Annotated in this window: 12 protein-coding genes and 1 pseudogene; 2 read left to right on the top strand and 11 right to left on the bottom strand. The window is 70.8% G+C overall.

From position 1 onward, the window contains the following. Positions 1 to 49: 49 nt before the first annotated feature. From ACFWWR_RS36055 to ACFWWR_RS36080, 6 genes and pseudogenes are all read right to left on the bottom strand, one after another. Entirely contained in the window at positions 50 to 1,630 is a 1,581-nt protein-coding gene (locus tag ACFWWR_RS36055) for a DEAD/DEAH box helicase (RefSeq protein ID WP_383865672.1), read from the bottom strand. A gap of 238 nt (positions 1,631 to 1,868) precedes the next feature. Further along, positions 1,869 to 2,072, bottom strand: a complete 204-nt coding sequence (locus ACFWWR_RS36060) for a cold-shock protein (RefSeq protein WP_030600152.1) — start codon at positions 2,070 to 2,072, stop codon at positions 1,869 to 1,871. A 236-nt stretch (positions 2,073 to 2,308) separates the two neighbouring features. Continuing rightward, positions 2,309 to 2,479 carry a hypothetical protein gene (locus tag ACFWWR_RS36065; protein WP_384307773.1) on the bottom strand — a complete coding sequence of 57 codons (171 nt, stop codon included), beginning with the start codon at positions 2,477 to 2,479 and terminating at the stop codon, positions 2,309 to 2,311. A gap of 35 nt (positions 2,480 to 2,514) precedes the next feature. After that, positions 2,515 to 2,870, bottom strand: a pseudogene (locus ACFWWR_RS36070) (PRC-barrel domain-containing protein). Between the two features lie 89 nt (positions 2,871 to 2,959). Next, a complete protein-coding gene (locus tag ACFWWR_RS36075) occupies positions 2,960 to 4,177 on the bottom strand; it encodes a cytochrome P450 (protein WP_383865676.1) in 1,218 nt (405 codons plus the stop codon). Positions 4,178 to 4,209: 32 nt separating this feature from the next. Further along, positions 4,210 to 5,118 (bottom strand): patatin-like phospholipase family protein, encoded by a 909-nt coding sequence (locus ACFWWR_RS36080; RefSeq protein ID WP_384307806.1) that lies wholly within the window; start codon positions 5,116 to 5,118, stop codon positions 4,210 to 4,212. Positions 5,119 to 5,310: 192 nt separating this feature from the next. Between ACFWWR_RS36080 and ACFWWR_RS36085 the strand changes: the two genes are divergently transcribed. Beyond that, positions 5,311 to 6,003 carry a TetR/AcrR family transcriptional regulator gene (locus ACFWWR_RS36085; RefSeq protein WP_384307808.1) on the top strand — a complete coding sequence of 231 codons (693 nt, stop codon included), beginning with the start codon at positions 5,311 to 5,313 and terminating at the stop codon, positions 6,001 to 6,003. 37 nt (positions 6,004 to 6,040) lie between these two features. On the opposite strand, the gene ACFWWR_RS36090 is transcribed toward ACFWWR_RS36085, so the two are convergent. Further along, the gene (locus ACFWWR_RS36090) at positions 6,041 to 9,169 is read right to left on the bottom strand and encodes a hypothetical protein (RefSeq protein WP_384307776.1); all 3,129 of its coding nucleotides are present in this window, start codon (positions 9,167 to 9,169) and stop codon (positions 6,041 to 6,043) included. A 343-nt stretch (positions 9,170 to 9,512) separates the two neighbouring features. On the opposite strand from ACFWWR_RS36090, the gene ACFWWR_RS36095 reads away from it, so the two are divergent. Next, positions 9,513 to 10,025 carry a signal peptide protein gene (locus tag ACFWWR_RS36095; RefSeq protein WP_384307779.1) on the top strand — a complete coding sequence of 171 codons (513 nt, stop codon included), beginning with the start codon at positions 9,513 to 9,515 and terminating at the stop codon, positions 10,023 to 10,025. Between the two features lie 114 nt (positions 10,026 to 10,139). Here ACFWWR_RS36095 and ACFWWR_RS36100 read toward each other — a convergent pair whose 3' ends face one another. From ACFWWR_RS36100 to ACFWWR_RS36115, 4 genes are all read right to left on the bottom strand, one after another. After that, complete coding sequence (locus ACFWWR_RS36100) at positions 10,140 to 13,274, bottom strand: S8 family serine peptidase (protein ID WP_384307782.1); 3,135 nt, start codon at positions 13,272 to 13,274, stop codon at positions 10,140 to 10,142. A 297-nt stretch (positions 13,275 to 13,571) separates the two neighbouring features. Further along, complete coding sequence (locus tag ACFWWR_RS36105; RefSeq protein WP_383865686.1) at positions 13,572 to 14,099, bottom strand: hypothetical protein; 528 nt, start codon at positions 14,097 to 14,099, stop codon at positions 13,572 to 13,574. A gap of 197 nt (positions 14,100 to 14,296) precedes the next feature. Next, positions 14,297 to 15,661, bottom strand: coding sequence for an MFS transporter (locus ACFWWR_RS36110; protein WP_384307785.1), 1,365 nt, complete (start codon positions 15,659 to 15,661; stop codon positions 14,297 to 14,299). A 47-nt stretch (positions 15,662 to 15,708) separates the two neighbouring features. Further along, positions 15,709 to 16,653 (bottom strand): amidohydrolase family protein, encoded by a 945-nt coding sequence (locus ACFWWR_RS36115; RefSeq protein WP_383865690.1) that lies wholly within the window; start codon positions 16,651 to 16,653, stop codon positions 15,709 to 15,711. Positions 16,654 to 16,774: the final 121 nt, after the last annotated feature.

Genomic DNA, 16,774 nt, shown 5'->3' on the forward strand with positions numbered 1-16,774 from the left:
GCAGATGGGCGTGCCGTCCCCCGGTCTCCGTACGATCGCCGGACAGGTCCTAGGCCGCCGAGCCGTAGGAGGTCCTGCGCCGCGCGGTGCTGCGTCCGGCCTCGCCGGTGGCCCGGCTCTGACCGCCACGGCCCTGACCGCCCTGGCCGCCACGGCTCTGGCCGCTCTGCGTACCGCTCTGACCGCTCTGGCCGCCCTGGGCGCTGCCACGGCCACGACGGCCCCGGGAGGAGGACGAGGAAGCGGAGCGACGGGGGCGTTCCACCACCGGCGTGGTGATGACCACCGGGACGCCGGAAGGAGCCTGGGCGCCGGTGATACGGCTCAGCTCCTCCTCGCCCGAACGCACCGGGGTCACCGTCGCGTTGATGCCGGCCGACATCATCAGCCGGGTCATGTCGCGACGCTGATCGGGCGTCACCAGGGTGACGACGCTGCCGGACTCGCCGGCACGGGCCGTACGGCCGCCGCGGTGCAGGTAGTCCTTGGGGTCGGTGGGCGGGTCCACGTTCACGACCAGGTCGAGGTTGTCGACGTGGATGCCACGGGCCGCCACGTTGGTCGCCACCAGCACCGTCACATGCCCGTCCTTGAACTGGGCGAGCGTCCGGGTGCGCTGCGGCTGGGACTTGCCGCCGTGCAGGGCCCCGGCGCGGACGCCGCTGCTCAGGAGGTGCTTGGTCAGCCGGTCCACCGCGTGCTTGGTGTCCAGGAACATGATCACGCGGCCTTCGCGGGCCGCGATCTCGGTGGTCGTCCGCTGCTTGTCCGTGCCGTGGACGTGGAGCACGTGGTGCTCCATCGTGGTGACCGCGCCCTGGGACGGGTCGACGGAGTGCACCACCGGGTCGGTCAGGTAGCGGCGGACCAGCAGGTCCACGTTGCGGTCCAGGGTGGCCGAGAAGAGCATCCGCTGGCCGTCGGCGCGCACCTGGTCGAGCAGGGCGGTGACCTGGGGCATGAAGCCCATGTCCGTCATCTGGTCGGCCTCGTCGAGGACCGTGATGTCGACGTCGTCCAGCCGGCAGTCGCCGCGGTCGATCAGGTCCTTGAGCCGGCCCGGCGTCGCCACGACGACCTCGGCGCCGCCTCGCAGCGCGCCGGCCTGCCTGCCGATCGACATCCCGCCGACCACGGTCGCCAGCCGCAGCTTCACGGCGCGGGCGTACGGGGTGAGCGCATCGGTGACCTGCTGGGCGAGCTCGCGGGTGGGCACGAGGACCAGGGCGAGCGGCTGCCGGGGCTGGGCGGTGCGACCCGCCGTGCGGGCCAGCAGCGCCAGGCCGAAGGCGAGGGTCTTGCCCGAGCCGGTGCGGCCACGGCCGAGGACGTCCCGGCCGGCGAGGGAGTTCGGCAGCGTCGCGGCCTGGATCGGGAACGGTACGGTCACGCCCTCGTGGCCGAGTGCGGCCAACAGCCTCTCCGGCATGTCGAGTTCGGCGAACGCCTCGACGGCGGGCAGGGCGGGGGTGATGGTCTTCGGCAGGGCGAACTCGCCCTGCACTGCGGTCTGTCGACCGCCGCGGCCGGGATTGCCGCGCTTCTTGGAGGCCGAACCCGAGGCCGTGCCTCCGGTGCGGGTACGGGCGAAGCGGTCGTTTGTGCGGGTGCGCGTGTGGGCGCGGTTCATAGGGAACCTTCCTTGATGCGGCACGTACCAAGGAATTCCCGCAGCAGATGAGCAGCGCAGAGAATTGCAAGAACGAGCCGAATGTGAATTCCAACCGATATGGTCAAGCAATGGATATCGGGAATTCGATATCCGGTTTCGGGCGCGGTATTTCTACCCGGCGCCCGGGAACGCAGCGAGCTGGGGCCCGCACCCCAAGGTGCGGGCCCCAGCTGCGAAGTCTGCGTCTGATTCAGTGTCAGGCGGGAACGATGTTCTCGGCCGTCGGGCCCTTCTGGCCCTGAGCGATGTCGAAGGACACCTTCTGACCCTCCTGAAGCTCACGGAAGCCCTGGGTGGCGATGTTCGAGTAGTGGGCGAAGACGTCGGGGCCGCCGCCGTCCTGCTCGATGAAGCCGAAGCCCTTTTCCGCGTTGAACCACTTCACGGTGCCAGTAGCCATGATGTTTCTCCTTATTGGGACGGTGTTCGGAGTTCGCGGTGTGCGGACTCCGGTCGCCGTGATGATCAGCCCGTCGGAAAAAACCTTCTGGCAACCACACCTGCAACTGAGATCGACAGTAGCATGGTGCCATCGGCCGTGCACGGTCGATGATTTCGGCTGCTCGGCCGACCGGGGAATACTCATCGCGCGTCGCGTCGAATTCTCACTTCACGGTCACAGATATTGCTCCGTGGTCAGCGAATCGGCCGCCGACGGAGCCGCCGAGCGCCTCGTACCGTGATGAAGACCACATCGGCCACGAACAGCACGATGCCGATGGCCAGCAGGTGTCCCAGACCGTCCGCCGCGGCGCCGATGATGCCCAGCGCGACGGCCACGAGGACGAGCAGCAGGAAGATCACCATCGACTCGTACACCTCCCGGTGCCGCGGATGAGGGGTCAGCGGCGCGCGAGTTGGCGTTCGCCGTTGAGGCCCGGACGGTACGTCATGCCGTAGTGCTGGAAGATCGCTTCCTCCTGCTCGGCGGGCAGTACGTCGTCCGTCCCGATGGAAGGAGCCTTCCGCACCTCGCCCTTGGGGTGGGAGACCTTGACGTGGCCGGGGCCGAGGACCGCCTCGTCGAGCGGGACGAAGACCAGTCGCCGGCGGGACGGCAGTCCGGTGCGGACCGTGACCACGGCCGGTTCGTCGGTGGCCGTGTCCACATAGACCGCTTCGAGCATGCCGATCCTGTGGCCCTTCGGTCGACCACGTCATGGTTGCGCCACTCGCGGATGTCGGCTGAACGGATCATGCCTGCTCCCTGTGTGCCGGCCCACTTGTCATCGTGTGACCGGCCGACCCTTCCGGCATCACCCGCGTACGGTCCGCCCGGGTGGTCTTTCAGCCCAGTCGGACCGGCAGTTCGGCCAGGCCCCGCAGCAGTGTGCTGGTACGCCACCGGAGCGTCGCCGGTTCGGTGGCGAAGGTGAGGGAGGGGTGGTGCGCCAGGAGCAGGCGTACGGCGATCTCGGCTTCCAGGCGGGCCAGCGGGGCGCCCAGACAGTGGTGGAGGCCGTGGCCGAAACCGAGATGGCCCTGGACACGCCGGGTGATGTCGAAGCGGTCGGGGTCGTGGAAGTGCAGCGGATCGCGAGAGGCCGCGGCGAGGGAGACCAGGACCGCGTCGCCGGTGGCGATGCGGGTGCCCGCGAGGTCCAAGGGCTCGGCGGCGAAGCGGAACGCCGTGGCGTGGACCGGTGAGGTGTGGCGCAGCGACTCCTCGACGGCACGGCCGGTCAGCCCGGGGTCGGCGCGGAGCAGGTCGAGTTGCTCCGGGTGGGTGAGCAGGCCGTGGAGGGTTCCGGAGATCAGGTTGACCGTCGTCTCGTGGCCGGCGACGAGGATGAGGAAGGCCATGCCGAGGAGTTCCTCGTCGGTGGGACGGGCCCCGTCCGGCGTCGGGTCGTCGGCGGATGCCGGTTCGCGGGACGCCGCGGCCAGATCGGCGAGCAGGGTGCCGTCCGCGGTGCCGGCCTTGCGGTCGATCAGCTCGGTGAGACAGCCGGCCAGCGCGCCCCCGGCCGAGGCCGCCGCCTCCTGCGAGGTGGGCATGACCAGTTCGTTCGACCAGGCGTGGAAGGCGGCACGGTCCGCCGCGGGGACACCGAGGAGATCGCAGATCACCGTGACCGGCAGCGGGAGAGCGTACCGGCTCACCAGGTCCGCGGTCCCCTGTGGCGGCAGCGCGGCGAGCAGCTCACGGGCGGTGCCCTCGATCCGCGGGCGCGACGCGGCAACCCGGGCAGGCGTGAAGTGGCCGGCCACCAGGCGGCGCAGCCGGGTGTGCTGCGGGGGATCGCTCTGGAGCATGTTGCGGCCGAGGGCGTGGCCGCCGTCGGTCCGCCAGGACGAGGAGTACCGGATGTCGTTGCGCAGGCGCGGGTCGGTCAGCGCGGCACGTGCCGCGTCGCGGGTCACGACCAGCCAGCACTCTCCGCTTCCGGGGACAAGTACGCGATGCACGGGGCCCTTGGCGCGGAGGGCCGCGTAGACGGGATACGGGTCACTCGCCAGGTCGTGGCCCTCGGGGGCCAGCTCCTCCAGCGTGGGTGCCTGCACGGCTTCGCCTTTCGTCAGGGGTCGTCGGTTCGCTATCGCTCGCTACGACGGCCGTGCCATACGTCGGCCACGGTGTCCGCGAGGGCGGTGGCCTGGGCGTGTCCGGCAAGGGCGGCGTCCAGGCGGTGGGCGTCGGCGGTCATGTCGCGGCCCATGGCCCGGCGGGAGGCGCGGTCGGGGGCCAGGAGCGTGACGGCGGCCCCCTCGGCGACGAGTGCGGCGGCCTCCTGCCGCGCGTGGGGGTGTGGTCCGACGGCGGACGGAATCGGGGCGACGGCCAGCACCCGCCGACAGTCGCGGGCCAGGTGGAGGTTGGTGGTGGAGCGACTGCCGCCGTCCATCCAGCGGCGGCCGGCGGCCGTGACGGGCGGCCAGACCAGGGGGACCGCGCAGCTGGCGGCGACCGCCTCGACGAGGGTGAGCGTCGAGTCCGCGCCGAAGGCCTCCACCTGCCCGGTGTGGGCGTCGACCGAGGCGATCCGCAGGGCGCGCGCGGGCCATTGCGACGCCCCGCGCAGCAGCGGCCGCACAACGTCCGGCAGGTCGGGTCCGGGAGTGAGCCGGGCGGCCAGGGCGGCGCGGCCCAGACGGCGTACGGAGCGGTCGGGGTCGCGGGATCCGAGCGCCGCCCACAGGAAGCGGAGGGTCTGGGCCGTGGTGACGCTCATGACCAGCCGGTCGGCGCCGGTGAGTTGACGTTCGTACATCTCGCGCGGCGGCTCCCCGCACGCGAGCCGGGAGCCGAAGATCGCGCCCGCCGAGGTGCCGATGACGACGTCGGCCCGGTCGAGGTCGATGCCGGCGTCCGTGAGACCGGCGAGCACGCCGGTCATCCAGGCGCCGCCGACCGGGCCGCCGCCCCCGAGTACGAGTGCCGTGCCGCCTGTGGCGCCTGTGGCGCCTGTGGCGCCTGTGGCGCCTGTGGCGCCTGTGCCGCCCATGTCGCCCATGTCCTGCCCTCCCGAATGCGCGAAATGGGGAGTGATCCCCGTTTTGGATTCCGACGATAACATCGCCACCGGGGAGTGCTCCCCGTTTCTGGGATTCGGGCTTCCGGGGGATTCGGGTCTCCGGGCTTCCAGGTCCTGGGCTTCCGGGCTTCGCGGGTTCGGAGCTTTGTGCGGAGGGTGATGATGAACGTCGAAGGACACCGTGCGACGCCCCCACGGCGACGCGACGCGCGGCGCAGCTGGGAACTCCTGGTGGCCGCGGCACACGAGGTGTTCACCCGGCAGGGACTCGAAGCCCCGCTGGATGTGATCGCCCGCCGGGCGGGCGTCGGGAACGCGACGCTCTACCGGCACTTCCCCACCCGCGCCGCCCTCATCGACGCCGTCTTCCACGACCTGCTGACGGACACGATGACCGCGGGCGAGCAGGCCCGGACCGCGTCGGACGCGTGGGCGGGCCTGAACGCGTACCTCCAGGCCGTCTTCACCACGCTGGCCGCCGACCGGGGCACCAACGACCTCATGACCACCCGGCTGGAGGGCGTCGACGCGCTGCGGGCCGTGCACGTCCACAACCGGGAGACGGTGGAACTCCTGCTGCGGCGTGGCCGCGACGAGGGCACCGTCCGCGCCGACGTCACCGTCGAGGACGTCCTGTTCGCGCTCGCGGCCCTCGGCCGTGCCGTCCCGGCCCTGACCACCGCCACGACCCCCGACGCCTGGCGACGCCCCCTCGCCCTGCTCCTCGCCGGCCTGCAGGCCTCGCCGACCGCCTCCCCGCGGCTTCCCGGCCCGCCCCTCACCGCCGACCAACTCGGCGATGTCTTGCAGGAGTTGGGCCCGCACCGCAACAGCGGACAACCCCCGGGCCCATGACCCGGGGGTTGTCCGCTGTTGCCGCTGCGACTACTTGCTACTTCTGTGGAGACGGGGACGGGGACGGGGACGCCGAGACGGCGTCCGAGGGCTTGCCGGGCAGGGGCTCGAAGGCCAGCGCGTCCCAGGCGATCGAGTCGTCGCCGGTGCCGTCGGCCGTGGCCGAGCTCAGAGAGACGCTCGGAGTGCCGTGGAACTCGTACGAGCCCAGGGAGACCCAGGTGTTCTTGCCGCCGGTGTCCTGGGAGATCGTCTTCTCCACGACGGTTCCGTCACCGAGATCGATGCGGTAGGCCGCCTGGCCGGTGTTGGCCTCGTGGTCGGGCAGGTGGACCATGACGCGCGCCCAGCCCTTGATCGACCGGTCGGGCGTCCAGGTGCCGGTGACGACCGAGTCGGTGAAGGTCGGCACCCGGGTGTGGGTGAACCAGAAGTGACCGCCGAAGCCCGAACCGAGCTGATGGAAGTCGATCTTCGACGGATAGACGGTCGCGCCGTTCTGCACCGCGGAGCCGAAGGTGAACGACAGGGTGCCCCGGCTGGTCCAGTTCTTCTGGTCGGCGCAGGGGTTGGTGCTGCCCACCCGGAACTTCACCGTGTTCGGCACGTCGTCCACGATCAGCGCGTTCGACGGCAGGGTGGAGGTGCAGGACGCCGGACGGGGCGAGGTGGCCTTCGGCTCGGGGTCGCTCGCCTCGTAGGCCAGCACCTCGGTGCCGCACGTGGTGGTGCAGTCCGTCCACGTCGAGGGCTCGTGCCACCAGCACTTGAAGTCGTCGCGCTGGCAGGGGCCTTCGGGCTGGCTCGAACCTTCGACCTTGCGGGGCTTGGAGGTGTCGCACTCGTTGTCGGCGGGCTTGCAGAAGGTGTCGTGCGGCGGCTCGGCGGCCGGCGCGCCGCCGGTGGGCCAGTTGCCGACGGTGAAGGCCGCACCGGACGTGCCGGTCGCCGGGTCGGTCTTCTGCTGGGAGTACGCCGCCCAGCCCAGAACCCGCTCCGGGTAGGTCCACAGGTTGGGGTTACGGGCGTCGTCGTAGCCGGAGGACAGGAACATCTTCCGGTCCGGCGGGTAGAGGCCGTTGGCCGGGTTGTTGAACCAGCCCAGGCCCCAGGGGGCGGCGGTGTCCGACGCGTTCGGCTCGTTGAAGCCGCTGTTGTACGCCCACAGTGCGTACCACCAGTTCTCCAGGTACTGAGGGTCACCGCCGTTGGCGAGCATGCCGTGCGTGTACAGCTGGTTCCACTTGGCCTGGAGGATCTGCAGGCCGGCCGCGATGTTCGCCGCGTAGTCGACGGTGATCGCCTTCTGCTGCTCGGCCGTGTACGTGGTGTCCGAGCGGGCCATCCCGCTGGTCACCTGGGAGATGCCGTAACCGCAGTCGACGGCGGACCAGTCGACGGTGTGGACGCTGCCGCCGTTGCCGTAGTAGCCGCCCTGGATGAAGTTGCCGCTCTCGCCGGCGGCCGCCCGCGAGGTGGCCTGCACGAGGTTGGACTCCTGGGTGAGCACGCCGAGCATGATCTGCGCGGGCACCCGGCCGCCGCCCTTGAGCTCGACCGGCGGGAACATCCCCTGGGGGGTGTACGACGAGAGGTCGGTGCCGTTCCATCCGCTACGGCGGCGGACGTCGAGCTTGCCCTGTACGGCGAGGTCCGTCGCCCACTCGACCATGGCGGGTGACGACTGGAGCGACTGGAGTCCCGGGTCATTGCGGGTGACGGCGCAGGCACGGTCCGGGTCGGTGGTGGTGTGCTCCGGGACGTCGTCGTCGACGCTGTCGAGCCGCATGCCGGCCGACGGACTGCCGATGCTGTTCGTGCGCATGCCGGCGGACGAACCGTCGATGCTGTCCGTGTGTATCCCGGCGGACGAGCTGTCGACGCTGTTCGTGTGCATCCCGGCCGACGGGCTCGCGCCGCTCGGGTCGGTGGTGAGGGCGGACAGGGCCGGGGACTGCTCGGCGCCCTGACCCTGCTCGGGCGTCTTGGGCTTCACCCGGAAGTCGAAGGTGGCGCCGGTGCCCGTGGCCAGGGCGTTGATGCCGACCGGCTGGGCGGTGCCGGCGGCGAGGGCCCTGCCGACGCCCTTGCCGCCGGCCGCCTCCGCGCCGTTGCCGACACTGGTCAGGGCGAGAGCGCCGGTGGTGGAGACCTCGGAGGAGGCCGGGACGTCGAGGACCTTCCAGCCCTTCGGCCAGCTCTGCGGAGCGTTCTCCGGCGAGCTCTGCGGCGAGTTCTTCGGCTGAGCGGAGCCCCGGATGTCGTCCTGGGCGTCCGTCCCGGTGACGAAGACCCGGCCGCCGGTGCCGCGCACCGCCAGCGCGCCGAGCGCGCCGGAGCCGAGCAGCCGGTCGGAGCCGTCCTGCGTGACCCGGCGGACCTGCACCTTCTTCCCGGCGGCCGGGGCCTGGTAGGCGAGGCCGCCGTTCGCGTCCGGCACCAGCCGGAAGGGCGTTCCCGCCGTACGGGCCAGGGTGCTGACGTCTCCCTGCCGGTTCACCGAGACCACCGAGGAGCCGTTGGCCGCCGCGATGCCGGTGCCGAAGGGCACGGCGGAGGTCAGCTGGCCGGGGACGGTCTGCTGACGCGTCAGCTTCCCCTGCCGGGCGTCGACGGTCAGCAGTTGCGTGCCCTCGCCCTGCGGCCTGGAGAGCACGGCCTGCTCGCCGTCGCCGCAGCCGGGGTTGAAGTAGGCGAGGGAGACCAGTTGGGGCAGCTTGGTCACGGTGCCGTCGGCCAGGTCGACCACGGCCGCGAAGGCGCCCTGCTGGAAGCCCTGCTGATCGTTGATCACCTGTCGGGGCGCGTAGACCACAACGGCCCGGTCGCCCGACGCGGTCACACAGCTCTGCCCGATCCACTGGTCGGTGTCGATGCCCGGCTCGGACAGGGTGGCCGCGGTGCGCCAGGCGTAGGCGTGCGCGGCGTCGGCGACCAGTACGTGCAGTCCGGTGCCGTCTCCGTCGTACGTGACGATGCGGTCGTCGGACTGCCGCCATCCCGAGGGCAGTCGGGAGGTGTCGGTCACCCGGTCCGGCGGTGGCGTGGCGCCGGGCTGGGGGGAGGAGTCGGTGAAGGCCGCCGATGCCAGCGGGGCGACGAGAGCCATCGCCAGTACGGATGTCGCGCCGGCCGCGAGTATGCGGCCGCGTCGGCTCTTCGGCACCCGCCAGCGGTGCCTTCCTCCTGCATTTTCACGAGAAGTGCGCAAGGCATTCCGTCCGGGTTCACTTGTCAAGGTCTGGTACCGGCTTTGATGGTTCCCCCGGGCCGGTGAAGCGGAAGCTATCAGTCCGATAAGACGTCAGTTGACGCCCGCGGACCCCTACCGGGGGGTATCCACGAAATATCCACGGGAGGTGAAGAGGTCTTCATCTCCCGCTTCGCGGCGCCCAGTTGTCGACAGGTGCCCCTGCGGTCCGCCTCGTCCTTTCGGCCGATACGCCGGGTGCCGACCGCGCCTACGATGCGGTCCAGTTCACTCAAGCGAACCCGAAGGATCAGCGAACGTGTCGTCGAAGAACAGTCGTCTCAGGGTTGCTCTCGTGGCCCTCGTCGTGGCCGCGGCCGGTCTGGCCGTGGCCGGGCCCGCCGCGGCAGCCACCCAGCAGGCTCCCGCGGCGGTGTCCTCGGCCCTGCCCGAGCAGGCACCCGCCATACTCACCGGCTTCGTGGACCTGCCCACGAGCCCCCTCCCGGCCGACAGCCGGAAGCACAAGTTCACGGTCACCTACCGCAACGACTCCTCGGTGGACCAGACCGTCGCCCCGCAGCTCCTGGTGGAGTCACCGGACGCGGGACCGTTCCTCGACCCCTCGGACGTCAAGGTCGAGCGCCGCACCGCGACCGGCTGCTGGGAGGCCGTCCAGCTCGGCAGCCAGACCGGCACCCTGTACACCGACCTCTCGACCGCGCAGCGCACGCTGCACGCGGGCGACACCCTCACCGAGCAGTACCGCCTCACCGTCCTCGACCCGGACGCCGAGGGCACGGTGCACCCGCGGGTGGGCCTCTACGGCTGAGCCTGACGGCTGATCACCTCCGCGCACGGCAAGAAGGCCCGGGTCCAGGACCCGGGCCTTCTCGCGTGCTTCAGAGGCAGTGACCGTCAGGGAGTGACCGTCAGGCAGTGACCGTCAGGGAGTGACCGTCAGCACGGTGGTGCCGATGGTGTCGCTTCCGTCGCCGTACCCGACAAGGCCCAGGTACGTGCGGCCGTCCGGGAGGTTCTGCCAGGACACGGTGGTCTTGGCGGTGCCGCCCGGGGTCGCCCGCTGCTCGGCCGGATCGGCGGTGGCCGCGTGGTCCGGGCGGGTGCCGGGGCCGATCAGCCAGGTGTGCAGGGTGTAGGTCTGGCCGGTGACGCCCAAGGGCAGGGCGTACTGGTTGACGTACACCTCGTAGGTGCCCGGCTCGAGGTCGACGTGCTCCTCGTTGCCGTCGGTGGGCGTGGAGAGCAGGTTGCCGTCCTTGTCGAAGACCCACAGGTCCACGTCACTGCCCGCCAGATGGTCGGCCGACAGGAGCGCGACGCGGGCCAGTTCGGTGCCCTCGGGGACGGTGAGTTCGGTCCTGACCGCGGAGGCGGGCAGCGGCGACGGGGGCGGGCCGAAGTCGGGGTCGGTCCCGGTGAGCGTGCCGGTCTTGGTGGTGCCTTCGTACAGGCCGTTGACGGCGGTGGTGAGTGTGCCCTCGTAGCCCGTCTTCTCGGTCAGGGTGACGGAGCCGGTGGCGTCCTTGCCGGTGACCGCGTCCACGGCGGTGATCGCCAGGGCGCGCAGCGCGACGGTGCTGCGGACCCGGTGTCCGTCCTGGCCGCTCAACAGGACCGAGCCGTACGACCAGTCGCCGAAGGCGGCGGAGGTACGGGTGAAGGTCACCTTGTACGTGGCCGAGCCGCCGGGCGCGACGACCAGCCGCTTCGGCGAGACCACGGCCTTGTAGCCGGGCGGCGTCTGCAACTTGGCGGTGTAGACGCCGGCGGTGGCGCCGACGTTGGTGACGGTACGGGTGACGGTCTGCTGCCCGACGAGGTCGCCCACCGAGATCGTCGGGTAGTTGAGGTCGCTCGGGTCGATCTTCCGGGCGGTGGCGCAGACGTCGGAGCCGTCGGCGGTCGCCAGGTGGTCACCGAGGGCGCAGGAGTACGCCGTCCAGTCCGCGGACGTGGAGTCGTAGACCAGGCCCGGGTCGTCGGCGGCGTTCGGGACGACGTGCCCGGCGCCGTAGTCGAGCGGGGTGGCCGGGGCGTCGGAGCCGGAGCGCCGGATCGCGTCGCCCTCGCTGTCCTTGGTGGTCGCGGTCGTCATCAGCGCCGACTTGACCTCCATGGGGGACCAGTCGGGGTGCAGCGCCTTGATCAGCAGGGCCAGACCCGAGACGTGCGGGGCGGACATGGAGGTGCCGGACATGATGCCCTGGTCGCCCTTGAAGGTGCCGTCCTCGCCGCCCGGCACGGTGCCGGCGACGATGTCCACGCCGGGTGCCGTGATGTCGGGCTTGAGCAGGTCGCCGCCGCTGAGCGGGTCCGGGCCGCCGGAGGAGAAACCGGCGATCAGGGAGCCCGCCTGGTGCACGGCCTTGGCGGCGCTCAGTGCGGCCGTGGCCCCGGAGCCGTCGGCGTACGCCTTGACGGCCTCGCCGGTCGCCCGGTCGACGTGGACGCTCGGGATGGTGTGGGCGTCGGCGACCTCCTCGTCGGCCGGACTGACGTTGTACAGCACCATGCCGACCCCGCCGGCCGCCTTGACCTGGGCGCTCTTGTCGACGCGGGCGTTGGTGCCGCGCGCGCAGACCACGATGGCGCCCTTGACCTTGTCCGGGTCGAGTGCGTCCGCCTGGCACTGCGCGGCCTTGAGGGTGTCCACGCCGCTCTTGGCCGCCTCGGCCGCGTCGACCAGGGGCGCGGACGGTACGGCGGAGGCGCTGATGCCGACGCCGGTGTAGGACGTGCCGTCGCCGAGGGTGACGGTCGTGCGGTAGCCGACGTCATGGGTGGAGGCGGCCACGGTGGTCACCCACGGCGGGGTGTTGCTGGTGGTGTTCGGCCCGTCGTTGCCCGCCGAGGCGGAGATGAAGACGCCGGCCTTGGCGGCGTTGAACATGGCCGCGTACTCGGGCTGGGTGGTGCTGTCGGCGGGCCCGCCGAGGGAGTAGTTGATGACGTCCACACCGTCGGCCACGGCTTTGTCCATGGCGGCGACGAGGTCCACCGTCGCGCAGCCGACGCTCCAGCAGACCTTGTAGGCCGCGACGCGGGCGGCCGGGGCGAGCCCCGATATACGCCCGGATATACCGCTGTCGGGCACGGAGGCGGGCACGTCGATGTCCCCCGCCGCGGTGGTCGCGGTGTGTGTGCCGTGCGCCTCGGCGTCCAGCGGGGACGCCCAGTCGGTGGGGCCGGGATCGGTGATGCCCTTGCGGAACCACTGGGCGCCGATCACCTTGTTGTTGCAGGTGACCCGGTGCGCGCTGTCCTGCCCGGAGTCGCAACTGCCCTTCCACTTCTTGGCGATGACCTCGGCGTCGGGCCGCGGCTCGGGCAGTGCCTTCAAGGAGGGGTTGCTCGTGTCGATGCCGGTGTCCAGGACGCCGAGGATCAGGCCTTGGCCGGCGTTGCGCTGTCCGCCGGGAACCTTGGCGTACAGGCCGCCGCGGTCCTTCAGACCGAGGAACTTGGCGGTGTCGGGGACGGGGAGGGTACCGGCCGTGGTCGCGGCCTTGGTTCCGGCCGTGGTTTTGGACGTCGCAGCCGTCGCAGCCGTCGCAGCCCTCGCCGCCGTGGCCGACTCGGTGTCGGACGTGGCGGTCACCTGGCGCATCTGGTTGCGGACCAGGGAGACGACGCCCGGCGTGCGGGCCAGCTTGGCGGCCTCGCCGGCCGTCAACTCGGCGGCGAATCCGTTGAGTACGTACTGGTAGCTGTACAGCGGAGCGACGCCCTGGACCGCGTCCAGTACCTTGTCGCGCTCCTGCTTCAGCTGACCGAGGTAGTCGCGTACGGCCTTCGTCCGCGAGTCGAGTCGTTCCCCCGGCTCGGGCGCGGTCTTGGAGTACGTGGCGACGGGCTTGCCGACGAGTTGCACGAAGTACGTGCCGCCCTTGTACGTCTGCCGCGCGGCGTCCGCCGATGAGTTCGGCGTCGGCCCGGTGGGCGTCGCCCAGGCGGCCGGGCCGGAGGTGAGGATGAGGCCGCCGACGAGTGCCGGGGCCAGCAGGGAAACCGTTCTACGGCCGACGCGGCGGCGCCGACCGGGGTGGTGCTGGGACAAGTGGATTGCCTTCCCCCTGCGCACGCCTGAGAGACGGGTGCGCATGACGGTCGCTGGAGTGGTCAGTCCCCCGAGATTGCCGTCATCGTTGCCCCTGAGAGATCACTGTGAGAAGAGCAAGATCTCTGAAAGTGCAACAACTCCACACCGTATCCACGGTGTTCGCCGCCCGTTTCCCAACCTCCCTGCGGGCGAGGCTGCTTCGGTGCGGCAAGGGTGAAGGTCGAGGGGGGATGAGGGGGGAGGGGAGGAGGGGGAAGGCTGGTGCCGTGAGGGCTGGTGCCCTCCGGTCTCAAGTCACGCAGCCGAGAGGACCGCGGACCGTACCGACCGCGGGGCCGCCACCTTCGCCCGCACCGGAACCGGAACCGGAACCGGCACCGCAACCGCCACCGTCGTCCGGCTGCGGCCGGCGGCGAAGACGAACAGGCGCAGGATCAGGAAGCGGCCGAAGCCGGCGAGACCGGAGGCGCCGAGGTAGACGAGCTGCTCGGTGAGCATCCCGGGCGACGCCTGCACCAGGTGCAGGACGAACACCGCGGCGCAGGTGACCGCGTAGGCCACCGCGGCCGAACCCGCGGACTGCCAGTGCCGCCGCCATCCGGCGCGCCGGCCCGACCCGAAGGTGAAGCGGGCGTGGAGCTCCGTGCACAGGAGGGTGGAGGCCGCGGTGATCAGCGCGTTCGCCACCGCCCACGGCATCAGCCCGGCGAGCGACGGGATGGCGAGGCTGGAGAGGACGCCGACACCGCCGCCGAGTACGACGAACCGGGCGAAGGAGGCGAACGGTCCGGGTGCGGCCGGGCTTCGGGGCGCGCTGTCCATGGCGGTCTCCATCCGCTCCGTACGCTGCGCCTCGTTCGGCCGCGTATATTTGCTTGACTTACTCAAGCATAAAGGGATTGCTTGAGTTACACAAGTAAGCAGCTTTGGTGGCGCCAGCGCTGCCGAAAAACCCCGGCCATGGAGTCCTGGGACCTCCGTGGCCGGGGTTTTCGCAGGTGAGCGGGCCCGCTCGGGCTTCAGGCAGGCACGCTCGCGGCAGGCCGCTGCCGGTCCGTCTCGGCGAGGCGTGCCGAGCGGGTCAGCGGGCCGAAGACGGCGAGGGCGATCGCGCCGACCATCCAGGTGCCGGCGATGAAGTAGAAGACGCTCCGGTAGCCGTGGCCGTTGTAGAGCGCCGCGACGATCAGCGGACCGGCGGCGTTCGACAGCCGGCCGAGGCCGTAGGAGACGCTCGTGCCCAGAGAGCGGCTCCGGGTGTCGAAGAGCTCGGGGGAGTAGGCGTAGGCGAGGGCGGTGTAGCCGCGCTCGAAGAGGTTGACCAGGAAACCGAACACGATGATGTAGACGGGGTTGAAGGTGAGGCCGTAGAACAGGCCGCACACCGCGATCACCGCACCGAAGGCGACCAGGCACCACTTGCGCTCGAACCGGTCGGTGACCAGGGACGCGAGATAGCAGCCGAGCGGCGCGCCGACCGTGGTCAGTGCCACGTAGAAGACGGACTTCTCGACGCTGAACCCCTCCTTGGCCAGCAGGGTGGGCGCCCAGCTCGAGTAGCCGAAGAAGCCGATGGTCTGCGTCATCCAGAGCACCGTGAGCAGCAACGTCGGGAACAGGTACTTCTTCCGCAGCAGCAGGCGCAGCGGGGCCTTGGTCGACGGCGTCTCGGCGACGGGGGGCGCGGGCTCGGGCAGTGGGCCCTTCTCCGCGGTGACGCTCTCCTCTATCTCCCGCAGGACCGCGTCCGCCTTGGCGTTCTCGCCCCTGCTTTCGAGCCAGCGTGGTGATTCCTTGAGGTGCCGGGTGAACAGGACGAGCAGGATGCCCAGGGATCCCCAGAGGTAGACCAGCCGCCACGACCAGTCGCTGAGCGGTACGACCGCGCTGGCGATGAGGTTGGTGACGGGCGTGCCGCAGATGCCGATGACGATGGCGTACGCCTGGTACTTGCCGCGGATCGCCGACGGGTACATCTCGTTGATGTAGACGACTCCCACAACGGTCATCGCCGACAGGCCCGCCGAGGTCAGGACGCGGAACACGCCCAGGGACACCAGGTCCCAGGAGAACACCGCCGCGAACGAGGAGAGGCCGAAGAACAGGGTCGTCCACAGCAGCGCCCGCTTGCGGCCCCACCGGTCGGCGACGGCCCCGGCGACGATCGCGCCGATGAACATGCCGACGAACGACAACGAGGTGACGTAGGCGACCTGGTCGACGGTGATGCCCCACAGGTCGATCAGTTTCGGCGCGGTGGTGGCGAAGCTGTTGATGTCCGCGAACTCGAAGAAGTAGGCGAAGGCGACGGCGAGCATGGTGGTCTTGTGGAACCGGGAGACCGGAAGCCGGTCCAGCCGGTTGAGTGCGTTGGAGGGTTGCATGAGCGGCCCTTGTCGAAGTCGGGTAGGAGGATGGGGAGTTGGGCGGGTCAGACGTCCTCGCCGGGCCAGTAGAGGCTCATGGGGTTGTCGACGAGCAGCCTGCGCTGCTCCTCGGCGGTGACCGCGACCTGCGGGACGTGGTCGACGAGGAGCCCGTCGTCGGGCATGTGGTCGGTGAGGTTGGGGTGCGGCCAGTCGGTGCCCCACAGCACCCGGTCGGGGAACTCCCGCACGACGCTGCGGGCGAAGGGGACGACATCGGTGTAGGCGCGTCGCTCGCCGTCGAGGGCGGCGGGTCCGGTGGCGCTGAGGCGCTCGGGGCAGGTCACCTTCACCCACACGTCGTTGTCCTCGACGAAGCGCAGAAACCGGGTGAACTCCGGCCCGCCCACCGGCTGCGTCACGTCCGGCCGGCCCATGTGGTCCACCACCAGCGGCGTGGGCAACGAGGCGAAGAACCTCTCCAGTTCGGGCAGGTCGGCGCTCTCGAAGTAGAGGACGACGTGCCAGCCCAACGGGGCGACCTTCTTCGCGATGGTGCTCAGGTCGTCCTCGGGCGATGCGTCGACCAGACGTCGTACGAAGTTGAAGCGCACTCCCCGTACGCCCGCCGCGTCGAGGTCGAGCAGCTCGCGTTCGGAGATGTCCGGGCGGACGGTCGCGATGCCGCGCGCCCTGCCGTCGGCCGCCCGGACGGCGTCGACCATCGCGGTGTTGTCGGCGCCGTGGCAGGTGGCCTGCACGATGACGTTGCGAGCGACGCCCAACCGGTCGCGCAGTGCGAACAGTTCGTCCTTGCCGCCGTCGCAGGGCGTGTACTTCCGCTCCGGGGCGAAGGGGAACTCGGTCTGTGGGCCGAAGACGTGGCAGTGGGCGTCGACGGTCCCCGGCGGCAGCCGGAACGTCGGCACGGACGGGTTCCGGTACCAGTCCAGCCAGCCGGCGGTCTTGGGGGAGAGGGGAGCCTTGGGGGAGGGGGTGCTCGTGATCATTTGCGGAGTCCTTCTCGCTGGGCGCTCTCGCACCCTGGCTCCGCCCCGCACCGCCGGGCGAGACACCAGCACACAGAACTAACCTCCCCTTAACACTCCGGCCAGCCCGCCGTCCGTGTGG

Origin of the sequence: Streptomyces sp. NPDC058678 (genome assembly GCF_042714835.1) — a bacterium.
In the GTDB taxonomy this organism is placed as follows: Bacteria; Actinomycetota; Actinomycetes; order Streptomycetales; family Streptomycetaceae; genus Streptomyces.

What these genes read in the sequence shown, in the direction of transcription:
- ACFWWR_RS36085 (WP_384307808.1), top strand. Translation starts at nt 5,311, where the DNA reads ATGAACGTCGAAGGACACCGTGCGACGCCCCCACGGCGACGCGACGCG.
- ACFWWR_RS36080 (WP_384307806.1), bottom strand. Translation starts at nt 5,118, where the DNA reads ATGGGCGGCACAGGCGCCACAGGCGCCACAGGCGCCACAGGCGCCACA.
- ACFWWR_RS36115 (WP_383865690.1), bottom strand. Translation starts at nt 16,653, where the DNA reads ATGATCACGAGCACCCCCTCCCCCAAGGCTCCCCTCTCCCCCAAGACC.
- ACFWWR_RS36055 (WP_383865672.1), bottom strand. Translation starts at nt 1,630, where the DNA reads ATGAACCGCGCCCACACGCGCACCCGCACAAACGACCGCTTCGCCCGT.
- ACFWWR_RS36065 (WP_384307773.1), bottom strand. Translation starts at nt 2,479, where the DNA reads ATGGTGATCTTCCTGCTGCTCGTCCTCGTGGCCGTCGCGCTGGGCATC.
- ACFWWR_RS36060 (WP_030600152.1), bottom strand. Translation starts at nt 2,072, where the DNA reads ATGGCTACTGGCACCGTGAAGTGGTTCAACGCGGAAAAGGGCTTCGGC.
- ACFWWR_RS36110 (WP_384307785.1), bottom strand. Translation starts at nt 15,661, where the DNA reads ATGCAACCCTCCAACGCACTCAACCGGCTGGACCGGCTTCCGGTCTCC.
- ACFWWR_RS36105 (WP_383865686.1), bottom strand. Translation starts at nt 14,099, where the DNA reads ATGGACAGCGCGCCCCGAAGCCCGGCCGCACCCGGACCGTTCGCCTCC.